Here is a 26,458-nt window from a genome sequence, read left to right on the forward strand (position 1 = left end):
GCGATTATCGCGACGGCGCGCAAGTTCCTGGGGGTGATCTACCGGACGCTGAAGAACAAATGGGTGTTCGCAGACTTCCCCCATTTCGTCCTCGCCGAGGGCTAACAACCACCTCGGAGTAGACAACTCATCATAGGAGGAATAATTTTCGTTTCAATTTCGGATCAAATCGAACAGCCAGCACGGCGCGGACAGCAGGCGCCTGAGCAGCGTTTGAGCGCGAGTGCGCGGCGTCTGACCTCATTTTTCAATTCAGCAAACTCAAGTATGCTTAACCCGTCACGCCTGACAGGAAGCCGGACTTTTTGCTGGCCAACTTTCATGTCTTGCGCGTCACGGGCATGAACAAGCTGCCACCCAGGCTCTCCGGTTAGCGCCGCTGCACTGCGCGCTTTTCACTCATTTGCCTGGCGGGAGAAGCTCCCTGCTGATGCGCGCCACGCCTGAACGTTGCGCGCATCAGCTTGCTTGGCTGTCGCAAAACCAATTTGGCTACATTGCAGCTTGCCTGCGGGCCAGGATGACTGGTAGACGTGGATAGCGGGGCAAAACCGCACTTGGTGTCTGGCCGCCGCGCAAAGCCAAACAGAGTTTAGGGGTGGCTCCCATGCGCCTTGCACCTGTACAGCGGCAGTGGTAGAAGGGTGTTGTCTGAAACTGAAAATTTTTCCCAAGCCAAATTCATTATTGATTTATTTTTTTTGACTGTGATTGCTGCGGAACGTCCGCTGAACAGTGATTTGGCACACCACCGCACAGTTTTGGATTAGCCGCGAAATCAAACATACCACCCACGCTTACTCCACGTGTTGAGATTGTTCTCCGTGTTGGTCAGGGAAGCTGTCCCACCCTCCCTAGAGTCGTCTATGTTGCATCAATCTCCCCTATTGAAGCACTTGCTCAAGCGCGCTGGCGGTCTCCTGCTATGCCTATTATGCCTGCTGTGCCTGCTCACCTCCCCCGCGCTGGCCCTGGCGCTACTGCCCGAACCCGGTTTAAGCAGCGCCAGCCTTATTTTCCTGCCCTGGCCAGGGAAGCTTGTCTGGCTGGGGCTGCTTTGTCTGGGAATGGCGCTTTACCAGTCAACGCCACAGGCCGCAGACCTCAACGAAGACCTCAACCTCGATCAACCTTTCGCCAAAATCTTCGATGACTTGCCGGTGCCGATGGCGCTCATGCGCATACGTGATCGCGTTTTCGTCTCGGCCAACCAGGAATTTCAACGCCTCACGCGTTTGCCACTCACTGGCATTGTGGGCAAAACCCATCAACAAGTTGGGTTCGAAGTGGCACCCGCCGAACAGCAACGCTTTTACGCTTGCATTCTGGCGCAACCGCGCGTGCGAAATTACGAATTGACGTTGCGCTTCTCTGGGCATGAACTTGTCTTGCTGATTTCGTCTGAACAGATCAGCTTCAACGGCGAGCCTTGCCTGCTTGGCTCATTTCAAAACATCACGGCGCGCAAGCTGGCCGAAGAGCGCTTTGCCAAAGCCTTTCACGCCAATCCGGTCTCGATGACGATCATTCGCCGCCGCGATTACCGCATCGTCGAGACCAACCCCAGCACGTTAAAACTGACCGGCCTCACGCGCGCCGACATGCAAGACAAAACCTTGCGCGAGCTGAACGTAGAGATTGCGCCGGCAACCTGGCAGGAAATCAACGCACGTCTGGCCGCCACCGGCCAGCTCAGCGACTATGAATTCAAAGTCATTTATCGCGGCCAGGAGCGCACTTTACTGGCAGGCGCTGAAACGATTGAGTTCAACGGCGAGCCTTGCATTTTGTGGTCGCAACAAGACATCACCGAACGCAAACTCGCCGAAGAGCGCTTTGCCAAAGCCTTTTATGCGAACCCGCTGCCGATGTGCATCAGCCGCGCCAGCGACCTGCGCTTTATCGCTGTGAATGAGAGCACGCTACGTTTTACCGGCTATACGCGGGCGGAAATGCTGGGCAAAACGCGCTGCGAGTTGGGCATGGTCGCCGATGAAGCAGAAGAACAAAGGCTGCAAGCCCAATTGCAAGACCACCAGGCGTTGCAGGATTTTGAGTCGAATGTAACCCTGCAAGGAAAACGCCATACGCTGTTGGTTTCGGTTGAGTCAATCGTGCTGAACGGAGAACCCTGCTGGCTTTGGACTTCGCAAGACATCACCGAGCGCAAGCGCATAGAGGAACGCTTTACCAAAGCCTTTTTCAAAAGCCCTACGCCCATGACGATCTCGCGGTTTGCCGACCGCCGCCATCTGGCCGTCAATGATAGTTATGCGCAACTCACGGGGGTGACGCCAGCCGAGTTGGTGGGCAAGACGGCGCAAGACCTGGGGTTTGTCGTTGACCCGGTGAAACAAACGCTATTCTGGCAAACTTTGCTAGAGACCAAGTCCGTGCGCAATTTCGAGCTTGAAGCGCAATACCGCACGGGCAACCGGAGCTTGCTGGTGTCGGCGGAATTGCTGCCCCTGGAAGGCGAATTGAGCATCTTGTGGACGCTGCTGGATATTACCGAGCGCAAACAGGCTGAAGAACGCTTCACCAAAGCCTTCCAGGCGCACCCGCTGCCGATGGTAATTTTGCGGTATGGCTCACATGAAATTCTGCATGCCAACGAGATTTTTCTCCGGCGCTCCCGGCGCTCGCTCGCCGAGGTGCAAGGGAAAGTGCCCGCCGAAATCGGTTTCGGCATTGATCTGGCAAAGGTCAAGGCCATTACCGAGATGTTGCGTGCGACAGGGTCGGTGCGGGATTACGAGTTACAGACCAGCTATCAGGGGCAGGAACTTTATTTTTTGACCAGCGCCGAGTCTATGAACCTGGACGGCGAACGCTGTGTGCTGTGGTCATTTCAGGACATCACGGCCCGCAAACGCGCCGAAGCGGCCTTGCAAGAAAGCCAGGCCCGCTTGTGTATGGCGCTGGAAGCCGCAGCGCTGGGGATTTGGGAACACGATCTAAAGACCAATCTCGTCTATCTGGATGAGCGCGCGCAAAAGCATTTCGGCCTCGCCTCCGGCCTGCCCCTCGCTGAAATCTTTTGCCGCATTCATCCGGATGATTACGAAGCCGCGCGGCGCGTGATGCACGCCCTGCACGATCCGCAAACACCGCGGCAACAGCAATCGCTCGAATATCGTTGGCGGCATCCGGACGGGACGACCCGTTGGCTGCGCTTCGACCTCTATGTCAGTTTTGCGGGGGAAGGCAGCCAGCGTCATCCCGTGCGCAGCATCGGCACCAGTCTCGACATCACGGAACGCAAGCAAGCTGAAGAAGCCTTACGGGAAAGCGAATGGCGCTATCGCAGTCTGGTCGAAGATCAAACTGAATTCGTCGCGCGCTGGCGGCCCGATGGGACGCGCACCTTCGTCAACGACAGTTATTGCCGTTTCTTCGGCTTGCCCCGCGAGAAAGCAATCGGCACGAAATGGTTTCCGGCGACTTTTGACGAGACCACGCAAGCGGAATTTGCCAAACTGCTCGCCTTGACGCCCGCGCAGCCCTTGCATCAGGTCGAACACTTGACCCGCCGCAAAAATGGGCAACTCACCTGGACCCACTGGAGCAATCGCGCCATCTTCGATCAGGGCGGACACCTCAGCGAATTTCAATCCGTGGGGCGCGACATCACTGAACGCAAGCAGGCCGAAGAGATTGCCCAGCGCTGGCAGAGCGTGTTTAACCAAACGCATTGCGCCATGGCCTATCTCAATGCCCGGGACAACACGTTTATTGATGTCAACGAAGCCTATGCCGGCGCCCACGGCTATCGGCGCGAAGAGTTACTGGGCCAGCCCCTCGCCATCCTTTATCCGCCTGCCCGGCGCGCCGAATTGGCCGCCGACATTCAATTGACTCAGCAGGCCGGCCATCGCGTTTTTGAATCTACGCACGTGCGCAAAGACGGCACCAGCTTCCCGGTGTTTTTGGAGGTCACCGCGTTGCAAGACGCCGCTGGCCGGCCCTTCGCGCGCATCGTTTATGCACGGGACATCACCGAACGGAAACAAGCGGAAGAAGCTTTGCGCGCCAGCGAATTGCGTTACCGGCAATTGGTCGAAGATCAGCTTGATTTCCTCGTGCGTTGGACACCGGATGGCCTGCGCACCTTCGTCAATGATAGCTATTGCCGCTTTTTCGGCTTGCCACGCGAAACGGCCATCGGTACAAGCTGGTTCGATATGGCAGCGCTCGCCGCAGACGATCCCCTTCGCCAAAAACTGGCGGGCATCTCGCCCGAGACACCGATTGTTGAATGGGAGCACCAGTGCCCTGCCCCGGACGGCAGCCTAGCTTGGACGCATTGGGTCAATCGCGCCTTTTTCGATGAAGCTGGCCGCCTCGTCGAATTTCAATCAGTCGGACGCGACGTCACGGCGCGCAAACAGGCAGAAGAACGCTTCGCCAAAGCCTTTTACGACAATGCGGTGCCGATGAGCATTGTGCGCGCCGACAACGATGTCATCATCGAGGTCAACCGCGCGTATACCGTACTCACCGGCTGGTCGCAGGAAGAAGCGTTGGGCAGGACTTGCGCCGAAGCCGGCATCCAGTTTTCGGTTGAAGATCATCAGCGCGCGCTGGCTGAATTGCGCAGGACTGGGTTGTGCAATCCAGCCGAATTCAAGGCCGATTTCAAGACCGGCCCCAAAACCCTGCTCTCCTCCGCCAGTTTGATCTTCTTTAATGGAATGGAGTGTGTGCTCTGGTCGGAACAGGACATTACCGAACGCAAGCAGGCCGAAGAAATCGCCCAACGCTGGCAAAGCGTTTTTAGCCAAACGACTTTCGGGCTGGCCCACACCAACGTGGCTGACAATACTTATCTGGATGTTAACGAAGCCTATGCGCGCACGCGCGGTTATACGCGCGCGGAACTGATTGGCCAGCCGGTTGCCATCATCTATCCACCAGAAGAGCGCGCGCGAATTGCACAGATCACCATCGAAATTGATCGCACCGGACATGCCATTTTCGAGACCGTCCATCAGCACAAAGATGGCTCGCAATTCCCTGTGCTGATGGAAATCACGGTCATCCGTGATGCTCAAGGTAAGCCCGTTTCGCGTATCAGCTACACCAGTGACATCAGCGAACGCAAAAAGGTCGAGGCCGCGTTGCAAGCCAGCGAAGCCAAATTCCGCATTCTGGCCGAAACCTCGCAGGCGGCGATTTTTATCACCGATCAGGAGCGTTTCCTGTATGCCAATCCAGCGGCAGAAAAAATCTTCGGCTACACGCCAGCGGAAATGTTGCAGCATTCGTTTGCGGGTCTGGTGCATCCTGATTCTCTGCCCGCCATTCAAGCGCGTTACAACGCCTGGTTGCACGGTGAACCCGTCGCCACCCGCACCGAGTTAAAGATTGTGACGAAAAGCGGCGCGCCGCGCTGGATTGAGTCGGCGGGCGACAGCCTCGTGCTCAACGGCCGCCATTGCTATCTCTCAACGATCCTCGACATTACCGAACGCAAACAGGCCGAAGAAGCCTTGCGCGCCAGCGAAGCCAAATTCCGCGCGCTGGCTGAAACCTCGCAGGCGGCGATTTGTATTTACGATGCGCAGGATACCTTTATCTACGCCAACCCTGCCAGCCATGAGTTATTTGGTTATACGCCGGCTGAACTGACCAGCAGAACGATCTGGGACGTGATTCATCCTGATTCGCGCCCTGCGGTGGTAAAGCGTCAAGCGGCCCGCTTGCGCGGCGAGACCGTTCCCCCACGTAATGAAATCAAGATTCGTAATCACGCCGGTGAGACTCTCTGGGTAGATTATTCAATCGGTCAAATCGAATTTGCAGGCCGCTCTTGTTACGTCATCACGAACTTTGACATCACGGAACGCAAACACACCGAAGAAGAATTGCGCATTTCCGAAGAACGTTTCGCCGCCGCCTTTAACGCCAGCCCCGATGCCATGGCGATCACCACTTTTGACGAAGGCCGCTTTGTTTTGGTCAATGATGCCTGGGTCAAAACTTTCGGCGTCACACAGGCAGAAGCGCTCGGCCAGCGTTTTCAAAGCCTCAACCTCTGTGTGGACGAGGCGCAACGCAACTACCTTTTCAATCAAGTGCGAACAGTTGGGCCGGTGGTGGATTACGAGGTGACGACGCACGCTCCGGAGGGCCAGACCAGCACGCTATTAGTCACTGCCAAATTGATCAAACTCGGGGCTGAAACCTTTGTGCTCTCCGTAAGCAGAGACATCAGCGAACGCAAGCGGGCCGAAGAAGAGTTGCGTATTTCCGAAGAGCGATTCGCCGTCGCCTTTAACGCCAGCCCGGATGCTATGGCCATCACGACCTTTGATGAAGGCCGCTTTGTTTTGATCAATGACGCTTGGGCCAGGATTTTTGGTGTCAACCCGGCAGCGGCACCCGGCCAGCAATTGCAAAACCTCAACGTCTGGATGGACGAAAAAGACCACCATTATATTTTCAATCGGGTGCGCACAGCCGGGTCGGTGGTTGATTATGAAGTAACCGGGCGCACGGCGCAGGGCCTCTCCATTACGTTTCTGCTCACGGCTAAATTGATCAAACTCGGCGCCGAAACCTTTGTGCTGTCGGTGATCAAAGACATCACCGAACGCAAACGCGTCGAAGTGGAATTGCAAACCTCACAAGCACAATTACGCAATCTGGCCGGACGTTTACAAACCGTGCGGGAAGAAGAGCGCACCGCCATCGCCCGCGAGATTCACGACGAACTGGGTCAAGCCTTGACCGGCATCAAAATGGATTTGAAATGGCTGGAGCAATTGCTGCCGCCTGAGGCTGAACCGGCGCGCGAACGCCTCACATCAGTGTACAGTTTGATTGGGAATACGGTGCAGAGTGTGCGGCAATTGGCCACTTCGCTGCGTCCGGGCGTGCTGGACGACTTCGGACTGGTCGCGGCGCTGGAATGGCAAGCCCGTGATTTCACCAAGCGCACCGGCATCGCCTGCGGCTTTGACGAACTACCCGAAGAGTTGCCGCTGGAACCCGCGCATGACACCGCGCTGTTCCGCATCTTTCAAGAAGCACTGACCAATGCCGCGCGCCATGCCGGGGCCAGCCAGATCAACGTGCGGTTACGTTATGAGAGCAACGCCTTACGCCTGCAAATTCGTGACAATGGAAAAGGGATTAACGCCGACGCCATCAAACACAGCCGTTCGCTGGGTTTGGTCGGAATGCGCGAACGCGCGTTATTGTTGGACGGAGAATTCAGCATTGAAGGCAGTCCCGGCGCCGGTACGACCATCAACGTACACATTCCGGTGGCTGCCCACACTCAACCAGAACCTCTAACCGGGGAGAACACGAATGATTCGCATCCTGATCGCCGATGACCACGCCATTGTGCGCAGTGGCCTGAAACAAATCGTCACGCATACGCCCGACTTGACCGTCGTCGGTGAAGCCACCTCGAGCCAGGAATTGCTCACGCTGGCGCGCCAACAGCCTTGGGACCTGATCATCCTCGACATTCACATGCCCGGCCGCGGCGGCCTCGAAACGCTCAAAGACCTCAAACGCGAGTTTCCCAAATTGCCCGTGCTGATTCTGAGCATGTACCCCGAAGACCAATACGCCGTGCGCGCCATCAAGGCGGGCGCTTCCGGTTACCTCAGCAAAGACAGCGCGCCCGACGAATTGCTGACTGCCATCCACAAAATCCTGCGCGGCGGCAAATACATCAGCTCCATCGTCGCGGAGCACTTGGCGACCGCCGTTGATGCCAAATCCGACAAAGCGCCGCACGAATTGCTCTCGGACCGCGAATACCAAATCCTCTGCCTGATCGCTTCCGGCAAGACCGTCGGTGAAATCGCCGTCGAACTCAATCTCAGCGTCAAAACCGTCAGCACGCATCGCGGCCGCATCCTCGACAAAATGCAGATGAAGACCAGTGCCGAACTGACGCATTACGCGATTCGCAATCAGTTGGTTTAGTCGGTAACCGGCAATCAGTAGTCGGTAGTCGGTAGCCGGTAGTATCGCAATTTCTTTATCAATGCCTGACATTAGCCGCGCACTCGTAACCGGCTACCGACTACTGACTACTGACTACCGACTACCGACTACTGCACTTCAAAGATTTCTCGTATCCGCTGCAACTCATATCCGGCGCCCAGCGCCAGCATCAGCTTGATGCGCGCTTTATGGCTCGGCAACAAGCCGCCCAAGATCGCGCCCAGCCGCGTCAATTGCCGCCCGCCGCCTTCATACGCATAAGTATCCAACACACGTCCGCGCGGACAACGCGAGGTGATCACGACCGGAAGGCCCTCCTCCACCGCGCGTTCAATCGCGCCCAGCGCCGCCACCGTCACATTGCCGCGCCCCAACCCTTCGATCACCAGGCCGCGCGCGCCTTCGTCCAGCGCGAAGTTGATGAAGCGCCCGTCCGCGCCGCTGTACATTTTGAGGATGTCCACGCGCTCTTCCATCTGCTCGGTGATGATGTGCTCGCGCCGCGCCGGTTTGCGCATCACGAGCACGCGGTCTTTGTCCACGATCCCCAACGGCCCGAAATCGCGGCTTTGAAACGTGTCGGTCTTTTCGGTGTGCGTCTTGGTGACTTCAAACGCGGCGATCAACTCTTCATTCATCACGACCAGCACGCCCAAGTCGCGCGCGTCCACACTCGTCGCCACGCGCACTGCCGCGCGCAAATTGGCCGGGCCGTCCCAGCTCAATTCCGAACTGTTGCGCATCGCGCCGACAAACACGACCGGCTTGGGCGAATCCAGCAGCAAGTCCAAACAGTACGCCGTCTCTTCCAGCGTATCGGTGCCGTGCGTAATCACCACGCCATCAATTGCGTCATCGGCCAGCTTGGCGCGCACCTCACACGCCAGTTCCAACATCAGCGCCGGCGTCACGTGCGGCCCCGGCAAGCGCCCGAAGTTCGTCAAATCGAAGTCAGCCAAATCATGAATGCCCGGCACGGCGGCCAGAATCTCTTCGCCCGACAGCGCGGGCACGGCACCGCCCGTCTGCGGATCAATCCGCATTGAGATCGTGCCGCCGGTAAAAAACATGGCGATGCGTGGTTTCATCAGTGCTTGCCTCAAACTGGGTTGCGCCGCAGATGAACGCAGAAAAACGCGGATCAGAATCAATTGCCAATCCGCGTCACTCAGCGTTGCTCTGCGGCCAAATTTCTTGTGTTTGCTTGACCGTGTTGTAGCTCACTTGCCCGGCGCTGGCAACGGCAGGCGCAGCAAATGTCCTTTGTAGGTTAGCCAGACTTTGCCGCGCGCCTCGTCTACCCAAACATCGGCGCTGCGCAACGACAGGCCCGGCACTTCGAGCACGGGCGTGAACGTAAAAGCGCGTTCATCGTAACGGCCCACGCGGCTGCCTTTCGCGTCACTCAACACGGCCCAGAATTCGTTCGCTTTGCCGGTTGGTTGCAATGGGCGCAGTGATTGATCTTGCAAGGGACGGAATTCACCTTCGACGGTCTGCACTTCGCCATTCTCAGGATTGAGCAGGTAAAAACGCCTTTGCCCGCGGCGATAATCCAGGCCGCCGCTCAATAGCATCTTGCCAGGCCCTGCCACATAGGCCAGTGGTAATAACAGTTGGCCGTCTGGGGCGACCTCGAATTCCTGTCCGGTTTGCGTGTTGATGCGCAGCAGACGCGTGCCACGCTTCGGGTCGAATTTGAGACCAACAGTCCATTGATGATTCGGCGTGCTCAATGCCTCTAAATATCCATTGCCTGTGGGCAGGCTTTCGGCGGCTGCGGGGATGCCTCCTGCCATACCTTGTGGATTTGGCCGAATTTCAAGCTGTCGCACATCATCAACTGAAACAGGCCCACTGATCGCTTGGCGCGCATTCATCAACCGCAGCCGCATCAGAACTTTTGCATACTCAGAGAGGTTGAGTTCGTTGAAAATTGCGGGTGCATTGACCGCGCTGCCTAGTCGGCCGTCTTTGAACAAATGCCACGCGAGTTCTGCATTGAGCAGTCCATGCTTTTGATCGAATTGCTCGCCCGCTAGCACCAGCGTCTCGCCACCTTCCTGACACACGGCAAACACCTGCTGCGGCTCAGCGGCAAACAGCACTTCGACGCCCGGCAGCTTCGCTTCGATGGAGTAATGCGTTTTGTATTCGCCCGCTTTGCTGAAGCGGTAAAACAGTTCCGACAGTTGTTCGTGTAAGGTGGCATCACGTGGCGCAGGCTTCAGCCCTTCGAGCACCACACGGTAGCCGCCGTCTTTGCTCACGCGCACAAATTCGGCGAAGCCTTCGCGATACCCGCCGAGCGGCGCTTCGGGTTTGAGTTCCGCGACTTCGGGCCGCGCCGCGAGCGTTTGCAATTCGATCAACTCGCTATTACTGAGGTCGCGCATACGCCATACATTTGGGTCGGTGAATAGGCGCAATTGTGCGCGGTCTTTGCGCACACGGATTTCAGCTTTGAGCAAATCACCAGGGCTGTAGAGTGCATAAACCTCTTCAGCCTCACCCGCTTTGACGATATGTTGTGCCACTTCTTCGCGGCGTTTGAAGGCTGGAGGATCCGCTTGCTCCATTGACATGTCGAGCGGACGGTTTGCGCCGAGGAGTAGCGCCTCACCCGGATGCCGTGCCCACACTAGCTGTCGTGCTGGCACACTGTCTTCCACAATCAAATAACTTTCCGCCGCCATCCCCAAGGTTTTGTCTGCTAACAATGGTGCGACCAAATCCACTGGCAAAGCGGTGCGTAAATAGCGCGCGGTGGCCAGCAGCGCCAGTTGCGCCTTCGCGTCTTTGCCCTGCAAGACGGCAGTTTGCAACGCGGTATCTTTCAACAATACCGCCGCAATGCCCGCCGCGTGAACGCCTTGTGTAATCAGTGGGAATAGTTCGCCGCTCGCGTGTTGGCGCAGTTCAGCAGCATGCTCCAACGCCAGCTTGAGCGCCTCCACGTCCAGCCAACCTTCGCCCAGACGCTCGGCTAGAAATTGATAAGCCTGGGGCAGCGGCGCACCTTGCACGATGTTGAGGATTTGTTTAGCGACATTGGGCTGGGTTTTGCGCAAGGCTTTGACGCGCGCAAACAGGCGCGCGGCCAGTCCTTCGGAACACGGGATGGTTTCGCTGTCGCTGAGGATACGGCCAACGCTCAATTGCAGTGGCAAGGGCGCGACGTCTTCATTATTGCGTAGCGCTTCAAGCTGCGCCTGCCCGTTGGGCGCAGCCATTTTGCGCGCGAAGGCTTCAATCGCCGCCGCCGCTTCTTCGTCAGAGATGCCGCCGCAGAACATCAGCGCCGTGACAAGCCGCTGGCGCAACTCTTCGTTTTTCTCGCGTTCGAGCGCGCGGCGAATGGCGGGCGCGGCGGCTGTGAATTTCAAATTGCCCAGCGTCTCTGCCGCCAGGGCGCGCAACGCTTCGTCCTCATCGTTTTCGAGCACATAAAGCATGCCGCTCGCGCTTTCCGGCAATTTCAAATCGGGCAACGCGCCGATCAATGCTTCGCGTTGCGGCCCGTCGGCCCAGGCGGGATTGCCGAGCCACGGCAACAGGCTGCGCGCGGCTTCGGCGGCGTCCTGTTCCCCGGCTTGCCGGTACGCAAACAGGAACTGCGTCAGCGTATCCACCGCCGCGTTGTGCACATTGCGATCAGGATTGCCGATCAGCTTTTGCACGATGGGCAGCAGCTTTTTGCGCTGGCTTTGCAGCAATTGAGCAAGCAGGTTATTCCCCGGCTCGTGTAGCTGATCCCAACTCTCGGCGGCGTCTTTAGGCGCGCGCATCTCCGGCAGGCGTCGCCGCAGGCGTTCGGGATCAATCCCCGTCAATGACGTATCAGCGAACAGCCCAGCCAGCCATTCCGCCTGCCCGTTCCATTCGCTTTCGGCCAACGCTTGCAAAGCGAACATGCGCATCTCGCCCGCTTCGCGCTCAGCCACCATCTCGCGCAACTGCGCGCGAATCTGATCGGCCAGCGCCACCTCATTGTTGCGCGCCGCGCCTTTATAAAGCGCCACGATCGCGAAGGGATTTTCTGATTGCGCCAACAACAACGGCTTGGCCTTTTCCCAATCCAGCCGCGCCAGCGCATCGAGCGCAAACGGATCGGCGCCAGGTTCCGCGCCTTCCTGCTTGGCCGCTTCCAACAACTCATCCACGAAATAGCGGCTGTTAAAGCGCAGCCACTGATGCAATCCGCTCTTCCAACGATCGTCATCATCCGGCGCTTGTTGATAAAGCCGGTACAGCCGTTCCGCTGTTTCCTCTCCCAGCGGCAATTTATCGAGCAGCCGCTCCATTAACCACGGGCGCGCTTCGACCGCCTCCAACAAACGCTGGGCGGCTTTTTCTGACGGATGCAGGCCATCAGGAACGACCTGCTGTTGCTGCCAAAAAGCGAGCAACTCCGCCAATGGCGCATCATCAGCGGGCGGCGGGGCAAGTGCGCCGTCTTTCAGATGTTTGGCGTTGTCCGTGGCGGCGTTCGATTCCGGCGGCGCGAGCGGTTCCTCTTTCAACAATTCATTGATGGCAGCGGCGAGTTCCGTGTTGAGCGAAATCACGGGACGCGCGCGGCGCACAGGCGGTGGTGGGCCGGTTTTGGGCGGGCGTCCTTGCGCGAAGAAAACGGCAGCGGCCAGCAGCGGCAACGCCAAGCTCAGCCACAAAGCGAGGTAAGGGCGCGACAATTTCATAGTCTTACTTCCTTCTGAAAAGCGGCGAACGCAAACAGGTGATGGCGGGCATTCTATACAGACTGTTTGCGGCGAAGGCCAGTCAAAATTGCCATTTCACGCATTAAACCTTGCCCATTTTTTCCCGGTTGAAGCTAGATTGGGTTTCAATTGCGTGTACGTTAGGGTGCAGCGCTGGGACGGTACCGCGCGCGTCAGCCAGCGGAGGCTATGATCCTGTACCTGTCCGCCAAGCTTGCTGCGCCGCTTGCTGACGCGCGCGGTACCGCCCCGCTGCGCGGCTTTTTTCCAAAGGCGAGACTAACCGCCAACCGCCACGCTATGATGCCGCTGCATGAAATCCCATCCAACAACACCGCTGGCGGACAAAGACGTGTCGCTGCGTAATGACATTCGCCGTCTGGGCGATTTGCTGGGCGAGACGCTCAAACGGCTGGGCGGCAAAAATCTGTTTGCGAACGAAGAGCGCGTGCGCGCGTTGTGCAAAGAGTTGCGCGCGAGTGAAGCGCCCGCCATTGAACGCCAGCTCAAACGCCTGTTGCACGGCTTGAGCCTGGATGACGCCAGCGGCGTGATCCGCGCTTTCTCGGTTTACTTTCAACTGGCGAACATCGCCGAACAGCATCATCGCATTCGCCGCAAACGCTATTACGAATTGCACACGCCCGATCAGCCGCAACGCGGTTCGCTGGCCGACACCTTGCGGCAACTGGCGCGGCAGCGCGTGCGCCCGCAAGATTTGCAAGCCGTGCTCGACCGTTTGGAAATCGTGCCCGTAATGACGGCGCATCCGACCGAAGCCGCGCGCCGCACACTGCTCGAAAAGCATCGCCGCCTGGCCGATTTGCTGGCCGCGCTCGACAACGGACATCTGGTCGAACGCCAACGCGGCGCATTGCACACGCAACTGGCCGCCGAGGTCGAAGCGATCTGGCAAACCGACGAGGTGCGCCACACCCAACCGACCGTGCTCGACGAAGTCAATAACACGCTTTATTACTTCGACGCCACCTTGTTTGAAGCGGTTCCCAATTTGCTGGAAGAGTTGGAAAAAGGGCTGGCGCAACACTTCCCCGGCGTCACACTAGCGGCTGAACGCGCGCCCTTGCGCTTCGGTTCATGGGTCGGCGGCGACCGCGACGGCAATCCGAATGTCACGCCCGAAACGACCTGGGAGACGTTGTTGCTGCAACAGCGGCTGGTCTTGCGCAAATACGAAAGCAGTGTGGCTGCGCTCAGCCGCCGCTTGAGCGAGTCATCACGCTTTGCGCCCGCGTCCGTCGAATTGCTGGCTTCGATTGAACGCGCTGCTGTAGCCATGCCTGAACTGGCCGAGCGTGTGCGACGGCGCAATCCCGAAGAGCCGTACCGGCAAAAGCTCTCGTTCGTTTACACGCGGCTGGAAAACACGCTGGCGCGCAATCAGGCGCTGGGCGCTGCTTTGCGCGTGACCTCACCCGAGGCACTGATTTCGATCCGCCCCGGGTTGCCCATCATCGAACGGTTCAAAGCGGAATCCAACCACGCGCCTGAATACGCCCACGTTTACCACACAGGCCAGGAGCTATACGAAGACTTACGCTTGCTGCGCGACAGTTTGCGCGCGGGTCAGGCGGCCTATGCGGCGCTCGGCATCGAACGCCTGATGCGCCAGGTCGCCACGTTCGGCTTGCATCTGGCCAAACTCGATCTGCGCCAGCACAGTGACCGCCACCTCGAAGCGTTGACCGAACTCACGCAGCGTTTGGGACTGACCAAGGACTATGCACAGATGGATGAGGACGAGCGCGTCGCCTGGCTGACCGCAGAACTGCAAACGCCGCGCCCGCTGGTCGGTTCGGAAGATCACTTCAGCGCCGCGACGATGGAAACACTGAATGTCTTTCGCGTCATGCGCCGCGCGTTGGATGAGATCAGCCCCGGCTGCTTGCGCACGTACATCGTCAGCATGACGCGCGCAGTCAGCGATTTGCTGGCTGTGTTAGTGCTGGCAAAGCAGGCCGGATTGGTTGAATGCGATGCAGCAAGCACACAATCTCAAATCTCAAATCCGAAATCTCAAATCCGTATTGCCGTCTCGCCGCTGTTCGAGACGATTGACGATTTGCGCAATGCCCCGGACGTGCTGACGAGCCTCTTCACCAATCCGGTTTATCGCACCGTGCTGGCGGCGCAGGGCAACTTGCAGGAAGTCATGATCGGCTATTCGGACAGCAGCAAGGATGGCGGCATCCTGACTTCAAGCTGGGAGCTATTCAAAGCACAGGAACGGTTGTGGGAAGTCGCGCGCGCCAACAGCATTGAGTTGCGGCTCTTTCACGGGCGCGGCGGCACCGTCGGACGCGGCGGCGGCCCTAGTCACGAAGCCATCCTCGCGCAACCGCCCGGCACGGTCGCCAGCCGCATCAAAATCACCGAGCAAGGCGAAGTCATTTCGTCAAAATACAGCCTGCCCGAAATTGCCCAGCGCAGTTTGGAGTTGAACACCTCCGCCGTCATCGCTGCGTCACTGCCGCATGCTGAAAAAGCCCCGCGCAAGCTGGCGCAGTGGCAAACGGTGATGGAGCAGCTTTCGCAAACGGCTTTTGAAACATATCGCCGTGTCGTGCGCGAGACGCCGGGCTTTTATGAATACTTCGTGCAGGCCACGCCCGTCGAAGAGTTGCAACACCTGCGCATCGGCTCGCGCCCGGCCAAACGCAAGAGCGGTTCGCAAAGCATTGATGACCTGCGCGCCATCCCCTGGGTCTTCGGCTGGACGCAAAGCCGCCACCTGCTGCCCGGCTGGCTGGCGGTGGGCACGGCGCTGGAAAGCTTTATTCAAACCGATGCCACGCGCCATCTCGAACTGCTGCGCGCGATGTATCGCGACTGGCCCTTCTTTCACAGCACGCTCTCGAACATCGAAATGACGCTGGCCAAAGCCGACTTCCCCATCGCGCGTCAATACGCCGCACGCACGCCCGACCGCAGCCTGGGGCGACGGCTATTCAAATTGCTCGAAGCCGAATACCAGCGCACCTGCCGCGTCGTTTTGCAGATTACGGGCGAAAAACAACTGCTCGACAACGCGCCCGTGCTGCGGCGTTCGATTGCCGTGCGCAACCCCTATGTTGACCCGATGAGTTATCTGCAAGTCGAATTGCTGGCGCGCAAACGGGCGGGCACGGACATTGAACAAGACAAACTGTTGTACGCAATTCTGCTGACGATCAACGGCATCGCGGCGGGCATGAGGAATACGGGATGAGTAAGAATAGTTGGTTGGCGGTTGGCAGTTGGCAGTGGTTGCCAGTTGTCAGTTGGTTGCTGCTTTCGCTTACGGTGATGAGTCAAGCTACGAAACAAAACACGCGCCCACGCGCCCGCGATCTGGGCCTCGTCATCGGCATCTTGCCGCCAGGAACGAACAACGCGATCACGGATGTGCCGGGCGGGCGCGCCGGTCACGCAACGTTGAACAAGGGCGACAACATTCGCACCGGCGTCACGGCCATTCTGCCGCACGGGGGGAATCTGTTTCAGGAGAAAGTCGCGGCGGCCATTCACGTCGGCAATGGTTTTGGCAAGCTGATGGGTTCGACGCAGGTGAACGAGTTGGGCGAACTGGAAACGCCGATTCATTTAACCAGGACGCTGAACTTGCCGCGTGTGGCCGATGCGGTGCTGGATCGGATGCTGGCGCTGCCGGGCAATGAAGAAGTGCGCTCGATCAATCCCCTCGTGGCTGATGAACCGTTACGCCGGATCGAAGTGCGCGGCAATGACACAGTGCCCCCGCTCTTTGAGGCGGTGGTCGAAGCGACGGAAGAGGCGACCTCCAAATCACTGCTGCGCGCTGTCACGACGAGCCGACGTAATGAGAATCGCGTGGAAGCGTTGCCGCTGGATAAGACAGTGGGACTCTTGCGCAAGTATGGCGCGGTGCCGTAGCCGGGAATTTGAAATTTGAGATGAAGTGGGCTGCTGGCTTAAGTGGCAGGTACCGTGTCCAAATATTTAAGCCTGGCGATTGAGACAGAAAACGGACTACGGACTAAACCCGTAAGTTCAATCCGCAATCCGCATTCTGCAATCCGCAATTAAGCAAAGCTGGCGACCGACGCGGCTTCGTCTTCGTGCATTTCAAAAACGGTGATGAGTTTGGTGATGGTCAAGAGATCGCTGATCCGTTTGGTGGCGTTGAGCAGCTTGAGTTCGCCGCCCGCGCGTTTGACCGTCGTATAGCTGCGCACGATTTCACCGAGGCCGCCGCTATCCATATACGGCACGGCGGCAAGGTTTAAGACCAGTTTGGTTTTCCCGCCTTCGATCAACTCGTCAATCTTGCGCTTCAATTGCACATCGCCTTCGCCGAGCAGAATTTTGCCGTCGACATCGAGGATTGTCACATCGCCGCTTTCACGCTCTGTAATGGTCATAGGGCCTCCAGATTTGCCTCCACTTTGTGTTGGTAGATGAAATTGCTGTAGAAAAGCAGGCAGAAACTACCACAGGCCCCGCGCGATGGCAAGATGGGCCTCCGGCATTTCACCAGAGAATTTCTAGCGTCCACAGCCACCCCGGTGCTTGCTTTTTCGCCGCCAGATCGCGTACAACCGCTTGGCTGAAGCTGGCCTGGGACCGGGAACGAACACGCATCGCCGCCGCCCCGCACGCATACTAACGGTTTTATTCGTTACGCCCTTGAGCGCGTAAATTCGCTTCGATCAGGGCAGTGCGTACCGCCGCCGTCAGCCTGCATCTTTAAGGGAGAACATTGAACTCATGCTGGCAACTCAAACGCTGCTGAATTTCAGCGAGGCCGAACGTCCGCTGGGCGAGCGTTTGCTCAAACTCGCCGCCGAAACCGACCGCATTGAGGGCTACCGCGAACCGCACGCCACCGAAATCGCCCGGCTGGCCGAAAAGCTGGGGCAGCGGCTGGGGTTGCACGGCCTGGACTTGAGCGCGCTGAAATTTGCGGCCCTGGCGCATGACCTGGGTGAACGCGCGATGAAACGCGATTACCTGCTGCGGCCCGGCAGCTTGACCTGGGAAGAGCAACTCGATTTGTGGCGGCATCCAATCATCGGAGAGCAAGCCGCCGCCGAAATGAAATTGCCCCGGCTGTCGCAACTGCTGATTCGCTGGCATCACGAATGGTGGAACGGTCAAGGCTATCCTGATGGATTGGCGGGCACGGCGATTCCGCTCGGCGCGCGCATCTTGCGCCTGGTGGATACTTATTGCGCGCTCTTAGCCGACCGCCCCTATCGCGCCAGTCTGGAACGCGCCACTGTCGAACAATTCATCGCGGATCAAGCGGGCATTGAAACCGACCCTCAAGTCGTCAAAGAATTTCTGGCCCTGCTTGTCGAAGAGCGCCCCGTCAGCATCCCCGTCGAACCCGAGCCTATGTTTGCGCCAGCCGAAGAATCCGCTCTGCCGGATTACTACACGACAGCTCCCTCTGAAGCTGAAGAGGCTGACGCGCCCATCGAGAGTCCGGCGGCGCCCATCGTTTCCGTTTGGAATCAAGCGCGCCAGGAGGCCGATGCCGCACCGCTCAGATGGCAGGGCCTGACGGCGGATGAAGCGCAAGACCGCTGGCCCGCCACGCAGGACTTTCCGGCTGTGGCGGAAGAATCGCCGACCGCCGTGGCCCACGACGAAGCCGCCATGAATTCAGTTCAAGCATTACCCGCTGTTGAATTCATTCCGGCTGAAGCGCCCGCCGAACCATTGATGGAACTGGCCACCACGCCAACTGCCAACACACTGATTGAACCGCCGGATGAACTGCCAGATGAACTGCCAGATGAACTGCCAGATGAACTGCTGGATGAGTTGATGCTGCCCGTCGAAACCCCGGCGCAACCTGCGGCAGCAGTAAGTATCGTTAGCTTAAGTGAGGCGCCGGATTATTTTTGGCCCGTCGCACAGTGGCTCTATGACCAATGGTGGGCGCTGCCGGGCAGCACAATCAATGTGGTTTCCGATCAACTCAAAGAGCATTTGGCTGTTCAGCCGCTGCCCTCAACCTTGGTGGCAGTCGTGAACGAAAAGCCTGTCGGTTCGATTTCCCTGCATGAACACGCCAGCGCCGAGCGGCCTGATTTGACACCCTGTTTGGCGGCGCTTTATGTGCGGCCCGAAATGCGCGGGCACGGCGTCGCCTCGCGCCTGCTGGCAGCCGCCGAAGCGCGCCTGCGCAGTTTGGGCGCGGAACGGCTTTACTTCACCGTGCCGGAACAGAATGACTTTTTCGTCAGGCGCGGCTGGCAAGTCCTCGAACCGGCGGCAGGCGCGCAAACCCTGCTCGTTTTAGTGAAGGAATAGAGGGGAATGAATTGGCAATGAATACGCATTTTGCAACCACCCCAAATCGGCGCTGGCTGGGCTTTGAGTTGAGCGTGCTGCGGCGTTTGAAATTCGCCTCGATTGCCGTGCCGTTTGCGGGCCAGCCCGACTTGGAATGGTATTTGAAATTCTGGGGCAAACAGATTTTGGACAACGATCTGTGCCAATGGGCGTGGTGGGCTTCGCGAGCGCTGATCGAAAACCAGGGCGACAAACTCACCGAAGACGCCGTCGCCGTGACGCTGGACAATGCCTATGTGCCGCGCCGCCGCTTGCACAACCCGGCGCTCGCACAAAGCCTGAGCGAAATGGACGCCGTCTGGTTCGACAACGTCTGGCAAAACATTCAATCGCTCGAAAACGAACATCAGCGCGCCTTGGCATACGCGCACGCGCTGGCCGTGGCCGATTACGTATTCAGCTTCACGCCCGCGACGGCGGAGTTGCGCCGCCCGCTCTCGCAGGTCTTTCTTTCCAGTTGGCGTAATCAACGCAAACTGGTCAACAATGGTCAAAGCAACTACAGCATGAACCGCGACGCGCACGAATTCATTCGCGGCGCGCGCGTGGATTTGATGTTCGCGCGCTTCCCGCGTCCGCAAGGGCTGGCGGCCTTGCGCAACACGATTGCGGGTTGGCGCGAAACCTGGATACGCGGCGGCGCTGAGGACGGGGCCAACACCTGGGATGCGCTGATCGAAGCCCAGCGCGGCAAGTTGGGCGACGAGGTCGCGTCAAAAGATCATTACCTGCAATTGATCAGCCGCTTTCTGGCCAAAGCCAAGCACATCCCGAAATGGGCGCTGGCGCACGCCGAAGACGGTTTTGTCAGCGCCGCCGAGTTGGGCGAAGTCGTCAGCCAATATCGCCGCATCGAAGTCAGCTATAACAAAGATTTTTCGGAAGCCCTGGGCGGGCTGAATGCCTTCATCATTGTGGCGTAATCATTTTTGTCAGTGCCGGTTCGTCAGTGCTGGTTTGTCAATGCCGGCAGAGGAAATGCGATGGGCAATATAACCACGAAAGTCACCTGGAACGGCGCGCTGCGCTTCACTGGCGCCAACGGCAAAGGACACGAAACCGTCATGGACGGCGACACGCAAGCCGGCCCCAGCCCCGTTGAGATACTGCTCGAAGCCCTGGGCGCGTGCGCCGCCGTGGATGTCGTCACGATTCTGGAAAAGAGCCGCACGCCCGCGCAAAAGCTGGAAGTCACCCTTACCGGCAACCGGCACGAACCGGAGCCGCGCTATTACACCGGCACCGTGATGCGTTTCGACATCTGGGGCGCGGGCATCCGGCCTGAAACCGTCACACGCGCCATCAATCTATCCGTCACCAAATACTGTAGCGTTTATCATTCGCTGCGCGGCGATTTGAAACTACAGCCTGAATTCCGGCTGCACGTGCCCGCAGCAGCGGCGGCGGGTGAGTATCACGTTGTCGAAATGGGCGTGCCGACAGGCGATTTAGGCTGAGCCTGGCGACCCTTGGTCAGCTTGCAATCGCGTGTACGGGAAAGCCAGCCGCGCTGCTGACACGCCGTACACTGATCTGCCAACCACTCTAACCCACTGGCGCGGGCAACGCGTGAAGCGCCCAAACGCAATACAGGCTCAACAAGCCCCAGGCCGTCTTTGCTACTCAAGCTCTCCCTCTTTAGCCGCAAAGACCGCCCGGAGCCAGTTGAGCCTGCACCGTGCGTCAGAACTGTTTTCAATACATAAAACCCAAATTGCGCGTCGCAAAGCGTCCGATGTTCGGCAGCACGGTCGGCAATTCGCTGAAACCCACGCCAAACCACGTCGCCAGCGTCGCGGCGTATTCATCCACCGCCGTCGTCGGAATCAAACGCCCCGCGCCCGCGTCATCCGGCCCATCCAGCGCCAGGTTGGGATAGCGGCCAAACAGTTCGCCGCCGCGCACACCGCCGCCCAGGATGAAATGATGATTGCCCCAGCCGTGATCGGAGCCTTGTCCGTTCGGTTTCGCCGCGCGCCCAAAATCCGAAGCCGTAAACGCCGTCACCAGATGCGCCACGCCCAGTTCGACCGTCGCGTCGTAAAACGCCTTCAAACCCTGACTCAGCTTTTGCAGCAAGCCCGTGTGCGAAGCCAGTTGATCGCCATGCGTGTCGAAGCCATCCAGCGTGACAAAGAAAACCTGCCGCCGCAGATTCAGCGTGTTGCGTGCGCCGATCAAGCGCGCCGCCATCTTCAATTGCTTGCCGAAATTGGTATTCGGGAACGCCGTCTGAATAACGGGCGCGCCGGCCAGCGCCGTGCGAAAGGCCGCGCCCGCATCCAGCGCGCGGCGCATCACGCCGTTCCAGGCTTCTTCCAACAGGTTCGCGCGCGTGGGTTGGTAAAACGTATTGCGAATCGCCGTCGAGATCACATCGGTCGGGCGTCCGGTGTAGTAATCCAAGGTCAGCGGCCCTTCGGATGGGCATTGGTACTGCGTCACCTGATGGCCGACTTGGAAGGTGTTGGTACCGCCCAGCGAGACGCTCATCGAAACCTGTGCGTTCTGGTTCAACGCATTCAGCGCATCGGCCAACCGTCCACCCCACCCCGTGCGCGCCGGTTGATCGGGCCACGCCGTTTGCCAATGCACCTGCTGGTCGGAGTGCGAAAAGAGTTGCGGCGGCAGCGTGGCCGTGCCGTTTTTATAAGCGTCTTTGCTCACCGGCGCGGCCAGCGGCCCGACGTTCGCCAACACCGCCAGCTTGCCCTGGTTGAAGAGCGTTTGCAGTTCCGGCAACGACGGATGCAAGCCATAAGCACGCCCGTCACCATTGCGCACGGTCAGCGGCAACAGGCCAGTCAACGGCAGCGCCAGTTCGCGGCGCGCGGCGGCATAACCGTTGTATTCGGCCTGCGTGCGCGGCACGAGCGTGTTGTGCCCGTCGTTGCCACCATAGAGAAACACGCACACCAGCGCCTTGTAATCGCCGCCTTGCGCGGGCGCGGCGGCGGCGGCGGTCTTGACCAGTTCGACCAGCGCGGTCGAAGCGCTCGCGGCGCTCAACGCGGCGCAGGTCGAATGGCGTAAAAATGTTCGGCGTGTTTGCAACATCGTTGTTAATTCAATAGTGGCTCAAAGAGGAGAGGTCTTGCCGCAGATCAACGCTGAAAAACGCTGAAAAACGCTGTTCAACCCAAGCGACTTGATCGGCGTGCCCCGCGTTGATCTGCGGCTTAGCTCTCTCCCCATTGACCCACTACCGTTAATTCTTCTCCGGCAGTCAGACGCGGCGTTCGTTCGCGGGTTCACTGGAGGTAGTGGTGAAGCAGCAAAGAAACCTCAACCGAACGCCTGCGACTGTCTGCCGAAACCGATTTGTGCCGTCTGCGCACCTGATTCTTACTTCCACGGGGGGTGGGGCAAACAGTGAAAGGTTGGGTAAAGCGTGACGACCATTTCACTGTTTGCCCCGGGTGTTCCCGGCCCGCGCAAATGCCCCCGCTTGCGCGCACCCGGATCACCTTTGAAGCGTCAGCGCTGAATTGCGAATTCAGGCGACAACAAAATCAAATAGACGGCCATTTGCACACGCCCCAACTGATCGCTGGCGGCAATCGTGTTGAGCACCGTCAACAGGCGCGCGCGCGTCTCGCTGGTCAGCGCATTCGCCAGCAACAACAGATTCAACTTGTCCAGCAACTGCCCCGGATTGCCCGGATTCACCGCCAACGGCAGCAACACTGTGTAATCGAGCGTGAGCTGATCCTGATCCCAGGTCAGCCCGCGAAAGGCCACGCCGCGCAGCGTGTTCGAACTGCCGATGATCGAAGTCTCGGTTGTGATCTGGAATTCGGGCGCAACCAGCCCGGCCTCTGTCATTGCGCCCGGTTGCGCATAACCCGGCTGGAAGAAATTAAAGACGGTCGGCGCATACAACGGATTCTGCCCCATCCCCCACAGCGGACTTTCCAGATTCCAGATGCGGAACTTGCCCGTGTTGGAACGCACGTTGAACGCACGCAACAAGGCGCTGAACCGCAAGACCGGTTCGCGCTGTTTGCCGAAGCCTTGATTACCGATGACATCCGGGCTGCGCGCTTCGTAATCGAGCAGGATGGCGCGCACCACGGCTTTCAGATCGCCGCGCACGCCCGCGCCGTTGTTGTCGAACACATTTGCCACGCGATAGACATAACCGGGACTCGGATTGCTGGTGACCAGCCGCTGAATCAATTGCCGCGCGATAAACGGCCCGACGTTCGGATGATTGAAGATGTTGTCGAGCGCGTCTTTCAGGTCTTTTTGCGGCGTTTGATTGGCCGGCAGGCGCGCGCCATTCAACAGCACCTTCTCGCCGGTCGAATGGTGCGTCACCCACGCCTCCAGCGGCGCGCGCCAGTTTCGATCAGGCCATTGCCACTTCCAGGCTTTGGTTTGATCGTTGCCCGCGTGATTCCAACCCGTGAACACCTTGGCGAAATTCTCGATGGTCGTCTGGTTGTAAGTCGGAACCGGCAAGCCGCCCGCATCCAGTTTCAACGTGCCGTCGGGATTGAGTTGGTAAAGACCGATGCTGAAAAGCTGTAAGACTTCGCGCGCGAAATTCTCGTTCGGCTCGCGCCCGGTCGCCGGGTCTTCCCTATCGTTTTGCAGCAGGTTCAGATACGCGCCCATCGCCGGATGCAGCGTCACCTCTTCCAGCAATTGCCGGAAGTTGCCGAAGGCGTTGCGATTGAGCATGTCCAGGTATGAAGACAGCGCGAACGCTTCGCCTTCCAACGGCCCGCTCGCATTCGAGATGACAAAGATTTGGCTCAACGCAAACACCACGCGCGCGCGCAATTGATCGCGGCCCGCCAAGGCCTGCGCCCACCACGGCTCCATCGTGTGGTGCGTGTTGATCTCGACACCCGCCGCCTTGGCCGCGTCCAGATAGGCCACGTGCGAAACCAGCGGCGCGCTGAATTGCTCATTCAACCACGCCTGATAGCCCAATTGCGGCAAACGATCCAAGTCTGTTTGCGCCGGGCCAAACGTCGCCTGCGTCAGAAAGCGCGCGGCCTCCCGCGGCGTCGGCGTTCCGCTCGGCAACGGCGGCGCTGCGGCGGGCGGCGTGAAGGTTTGCGAACCATTCGCCAGCCGGAAATGTCCGCGAATCTCGCCACCCGGATAGCGCGACGAATGAATGTTGACGTAAAGCCTGCCCGTTTTGAGCGCCGCCACGATTTGCGCCGCCGTCACCGTGCCCACGTTGGCAAACGTCCAGCGAAACGCGCCATCGGCCTCGCGCGGCGCGTCATCCAGATCGAACAGAATGCTGCCGCTCGTGCCGGGGTCAGCCGGGCCATGCACGTGCGCGGCCATCTTCGGCGTCGTCAAATTGGCGAAGTTGAACCTGACCGTCCCGCTCTTTTCATCGCCGCCGAGCAACAACGTCGCCACGCCCGAACCGCCGCTTTGCGCCGTGCCCTCCGGCGTCAACGCCGCCAGGTAAAGCGCCGGCCCCGTGTTCTGTGACAGCGGCGTCGCCGCGGCTACGTTGGAGTTGGCCGTCTCGCCCGCACAACCAGTCGCGCCTACAACGTAAAAATACGTTGTGCCATTGGTCAGCGCCGTGTCGGTGTGCGCGGGCCGGCTGACCGTTGCAATCGTCGTAAAAGGCCCGCCGCTGGCCGTCGCGCGTTTAACTTTGTAAGCCGCCGCGCCCGTCACCGTATTCCAGCTCAACGTCGCCTCATTCGCCCCGGCAGCGGCTGCCAAGCCGGTCGGGGCGCTCAGACTTAACGCGCCCACCGCCACCTGCACCTTGTTCGCCAACTTGCCATCAATCGTCAGCGTCACATCGAGTGTGCCGCACGTCGTTAGATCGCGCGGCACACGCAGATTGATTTGATCCAGCCCGACCAGCGCGCCTTGCGCGCCTGCCGATATTATTTCGACGGGCGTGGCACCCAGTTTCGCCGCGATTTGCGCCAGCCCGCTGTGAAAGCGCGCGCCCGTGCCATAGAGCACCAGATACACCTGCTCCGTTTCCGGCCCCAGATTGACAGGCACCGGGATGAATTTGCTTTGCGTGGCATCGAAGCGTCCGACCGGTTCATAACTCTGGACGTTGTTCGGTTTGATGCGCAGAAAATTGGCCGCCGCCACGCCGCGCCCGGTGGCATTGGCGGTGAACAGGCTCGGCGCGACTTTGGCGACTGTAATGTTGCCTAGCGAGACGGTGCCGTCGCCGCTGCGAATGGTGACCAGCGCCGTTCCCAACGCCGTTCCCGTTGGAAGCTGAAAGTTGACCTGCGTCGGCGAGACGAAAAACAACGCTGCCGCGCGTTCTGTGCCTGCGCTGTCTTTTACCTTGACGGTGGCGCCGCCCAAGACTGTGGGTAAGGGCAACACGGTTGCCACATTGGTCGTTGTCGCCAGCCGCGCGCCGAAGGCCGAAGCCATCGCTTCAGGCGCCAGTGTGCCCGCTTCATAACTCGCCGCTGAAACAATGCTGAGTTGTGTTTGGGCGCTTGCCGCCACCGGCAGTAACAATCCCGCCGGTATTACCAGGCAGACAGCCAATGACACAAACAAAATTGAATAACTCAGCTTTCGTTTCATAACTTAGCTGCCTGCTAATAGACACACTTCAAGCGCGCCAGCAGTAACTCTTGAGTTACTCTCGTAAAAAAATCCGTCACCAATGTTACTTGCAACTCTGCCTTAAGTTACTTTTCGACGAACAGCAGACACACTTCGACCGTGAGCGAACGCGCTTTTGCAAAAAAGCGTCCGCAGCCGTCACTCACACGATCAGGCAAGCCGCTAACGATGATGGTTATAAAGGAACAGCGACGATTGCGTTGGTGGAGGAAGTCCGGATCGTGAGGAAACTTTCCGGATTAACTGGGCAACCTGTATTTTCAGCCATTTCAGCCTCATTCTTCATCACTTGAGCATCTCGCACCAATTCCGAATCCGGCTTGTATCTATCCCGGCTTGTATCTATCAATGAGGCAATGAGGCAATCAGGCATTGAGGGGGCTTTGCACAAAAACCTCTAAAAATGACGGACTTTTTGTGCAGGTTGAAAAAAAGCGGCGATAAGTCATTTGGATTTGCGCGCGCTTCTACGCAATCACTCGACTTTTTGTGCAAACGGGACTTTTTGTGCAAAGCCCATTGAGGGCAATGAGGCCACACTCTAGCCAATGTACATTCTCCCACAGGGCGGAATGAATCTTCAGGGCACCAGTTGACGTGGGTTCAATCGGATGGGGCGGAAAAAACCATGCGGTTCAAACAAGTACGTCTCAATTGTTTTTGCATAGCTTCCTGACAAGCAAGCGGAAGGTAGCACAAAAGAACCAGCCCGACAATTGGAAAAATTTACCTAGCTGGCCTTACCATGCTACAGAAGTTACTTAATAAACACCTTGTGTAACTTCAGACAGCCAGAATACGCTGCTACAAAATTGCCCGGCGCTGGCCATAAA

General features: G+C 58.6%; 13 protein-coding genes. 8 read left to right on the forward strand and 5 right to left on the reverse strand.

Annotated elements, in window-relative coordinates; all coding sequences use genetic code 11:
* From HY011_18865 to HY011_18875, 3 genes are all read left to right on the forward strand, one after another.
* Positions 1–105 (forward strand): IS110 family transposase (locus tag HY011_18865; protein MBI3425003.1); only part of this gene is annotated, 105 nt, incomplete at its 5' end.
* Positions 106–866: 761 nt separating this feature from the next.
* Complete coding sequence (locus HY011_18870) at positions 867–7,343, forward strand: PAS domain S-box protein (GenBank protein MBI3425004.1); 6,477 nt, start codon at positions 867–869, stop codon at positions 7,341–7,343.
* The gene (locus HY011_18875) at positions 7,318–7,947 is read left to right on the forward strand and encodes a response regulator transcription factor (GenBank protein ID MBI3425005.1); all 630 of its coding nucleotides are present in this window, start codon (positions 7,318–7,320) and stop codon (positions 7,945–7,947) included. The genes HY011_18870 and HY011_18875 overlap by 26 nt, the downstream gene beginning before the upstream one ends.
* A gap of 128 nt (positions 7,948–8,075) precedes the next feature.
* Here HY011_18875 and HY011_18880 read toward each other — a convergent pair whose 3' ends face one another.
* Complete coding sequence (locus HY011_18880; protein ID MBI3425006.1) at positions 8,076–9,056, reverse strand: asparaginase; 981 nt, start codon at positions 9,054–9,056, stop codon at positions 8,076–8,078.
* A gap of 132 nt (positions 9,057–9,188) precedes the next feature.
* Positions 9,189–12,668 carry a HEAT repeat domain-containing protein gene (locus tag HY011_18885; GenBank protein MBI3425007.1) on the reverse strand — a complete coding sequence of 1,160 codons (3,480 nt, stop codon included), beginning with the start codon at positions 12,666–12,668 and terminating at the stop codon, positions 9,189–9,191.
* 334 nt (positions 12,669–13,002) lie between these two features.
* Here HY011_18885 and ppc point away from each other — a divergent pair, with 334 nt between their 5' ends.
* Both ppc and HY011_18895 read left to right on the forward strand, forming a co-directional pair.
* The gene (ppc, locus tag HY011_18890) at positions 13,003–15,918 is read left to right on the forward strand and encodes a phosphoenolpyruvate carboxylase (GenBank protein ID MBI3425008.1); all 2,916 of its coding nucleotides are present in this window, start codon (positions 13,003–13,005) and stop codon (positions 15,916–15,918) included.
* A gap of 77 nt (positions 15,919–15,995) precedes the next feature.
* Complete coding sequence (locus HY011_18895; GenBank protein MBI3425009.1) at positions 15,996–16,601, forward strand: P1 family peptidase; 606 nt, start codon at positions 15,996–15,998, stop codon at positions 16,599–16,601.
* Between the two features lie 149 nt (positions 16,602–16,750).
* Here the strand turns inward: HY011_18895 and HY011_18900 are convergent, their stop codons facing one another.
* Positions 16,751–17,089 carry an STAS domain-containing protein gene (locus HY011_18900; GenBank protein ID MBI3425010.1) on the reverse strand — a complete coding sequence of 113 codons (339 nt, stop codon included), beginning with the start codon at positions 17,087–17,089 and terminating at the stop codon, positions 16,751–16,753.
* Positions 17,090–17,435: 346 nt separating this feature from the next.
* Between HY011_18900 and HY011_18905 the strand changes: the two genes are divergently transcribed.
* Genes HY011_18905 through HY011_18915 form a run of 3 tightly spaced genes read left to right on the forward strand, consistent with a single transcriptional unit; the run spans position 17,436 to position 20,488 of the window.
* Entirely contained in the window at positions 17,436–18,989 is a 1,554-nt protein-coding gene (locus HY011_18905; protein MBI3425011.1) for a GNAT family N-acetyltransferase, read from the forward strand.
* A 17-nt stretch (positions 18,990–19,006) separates the two neighbouring features.
* Positions 19,007–19,954, forward strand: a complete 948-nt coding sequence (locus tag HY011_18910) for a hypothetical protein (protein MBI3425012.1) — start codon at positions 19,007–19,009, stop codon at positions 19,952–19,954.
* A 60-nt stretch (positions 19,955–20,014) separates the two neighbouring features.
* Complete coding sequence (locus tag HY011_18915; GenBank protein ID MBI3425013.1) at positions 20,015–20,488, forward strand: OsmC family protein; 474 nt, start codon at positions 20,015–20,017, stop codon at positions 20,486–20,488.
* 238 nt (positions 20,489–20,726) lie between these two features.
* Here the strand turns inward: HY011_18915 and HY011_18920 are convergent, their stop codons facing one another.
* Positions 20,727–22,088, reverse strand: a complete 1,362-nt coding sequence (locus HY011_18920) for a DUF1501 domain-containing protein (GenBank protein ID MBI3425014.1) — start codon at positions 22,086–22,088, stop codon at positions 20,727–20,729.
* A 420-nt stretch (positions 22,089–22,508) separates the two neighbouring features.
* Entirely contained in the window at positions 22,509–25,583 is a 3,075-nt protein-coding gene (locus HY011_18925) for a DUF1800 family protein (GenBank protein ID MBI3425015.1), read from the reverse strand.
* Between the last annotated feature and the right edge of the window lie 875 nt (positions 25,584–26,458).

The sequence above is a fragment of the Acidobacteriota bacterium genome (genome assembly GCA_016196035.1).
Classification (GTDB): domain Bacteria; phylum Acidobacteriota; class Blastocatellia; order RBC074; family RBC074; genus JACPYM01.